This window comes from Streptomyces sp. MnatMP-M17 (assembly GCF_900091995.1).
Lineage (GTDB): Bacteria > Actinomycetota > Actinomycetes > Streptomycetales > Streptomycetaceae > Streptomyces.
On the sequence record NZ_FMDK01001263.1, the window covers coordinates 1 to 1251 of the forward strand.

2 pseudogenes are annotated in these 1251 nt (G+C 70.9%); one reads left to right on the forward strand and one right to left on the reverse strand.

From position 1 onward, the window contains the following. Positions 1–400 (reverse strand): annotated as a pseudogene (locus GA0115259_RS38420) (hypothetical protein); the annotation flags it as partial. Between the two features lie 469 nt (positions 401–869). Here GA0115259_RS38420 and GA0115259_RS38425 point away from each other — a divergent pair. Then, positions 870–1251 (forward strand): annotated as a pseudogene (locus tag GA0115259_RS38425) (A/G-specific adenine glycosylase); the annotation flags it as partial.

Genomic DNA, 1251 nt, shown 5'->3' on the forward strand with positions numbered 1-1251 from the left:
CACCGCCCGTACCGGCAGCACCTCCCGCACCGGTGCCTGCCGTGCCGCCCGTACCGCCGGTGTCCGCGCTGCCTCCGGGATCGCCGTTCTTGCCGCCGTCCGCGCCGGAGTCCGTACCGCCGTCTCCGCCACCGCCGTTGCTCCCGGTGCCGTCCGACTCGTCGCGCCCGCCCGGCTGTTCACTTATCGCCGGTCCGGACCCGGACGGTCCGGGCGTGATGGACGTCGCCGGATTGGCGCCGTCGGACGTGTCGCCCGTGGGCTTCCCGCCGTCCCCTCTGGAGCTGACGAACCACACGACCAGCAACGCGAGCAGCGCGATCAGCGTCGCCGCTACTGCCCTCCGTCGCCAGTAGATGGTGGAGGGAAGCGGCCCGACCGGATTGCGCAAAGATCCCACGGCGCAAACTGTACGAGAGTTCAGAGCCAACTCCCGCCCCACATGCCGCCCCTCTCGGCAAGTTTTACGGATCATCATCCCGGAACGGACTTCAGTGACAGCGCTTTTGACCGCATCTGCACCTCTTCCTTTCGTCGGAGGTGCGCACTTGACCATGGACTCATGTGACCAACAGACATCATCCGTACGTTGATCACATGAACGGCAAGTCGGTGCTGGAGGAGGAGCGGCCGTACCGCGCGGTCGCCGGGGCCGGACAGCCGTCACCGCCCGGCCCGTCCGAGCCACCCGGCCGGTCCCGCCGAACCCGGCCGACGCGCCCGCCACGTCGGACGCTGTGGACTCTCCGACGATGACCATCCGGACTCCACAGGGCTGACTCAGCCGGAGGCGGGCGCGCGACAACCTCCGGCGCACGCTCGTCCGCTGCACCGTCCACGCTCCGTGACGTGCCAGGATCGGTGGTGCCATGACTGCTACCTTCCCGCACTCCGCGACTTCCACGGCCTCTCCCGCCTCTCCCCCACCTCCCGCCGCCTCCGACTCGCCCGTCCCTCCCGCCTCACCGACTTCCCGAACATCAGCGGCCGTTCCCGACGCGGCGGCCCTGCACACCTCCGTCATCGCGTGGTTCGAGACGAACGCGCGCGATCTGCCCTGGCGCCGCCCCGAAGCGGGCGCCTGGGGTGTGATGGTCAGTGAGTTCATGCTCCAGCAGACGCCGGTCAGCCGGGTCCTGCCGGTGTACGAGCAGTGGCTCGCCCGCTGGCCGCGCCCGGCCGATCTGGCCGCCGAGGCGCCCGGCGAAGCGGTACGCGCCTGGGGCCGGCTCGGCTACCCCCGCCGCCCGC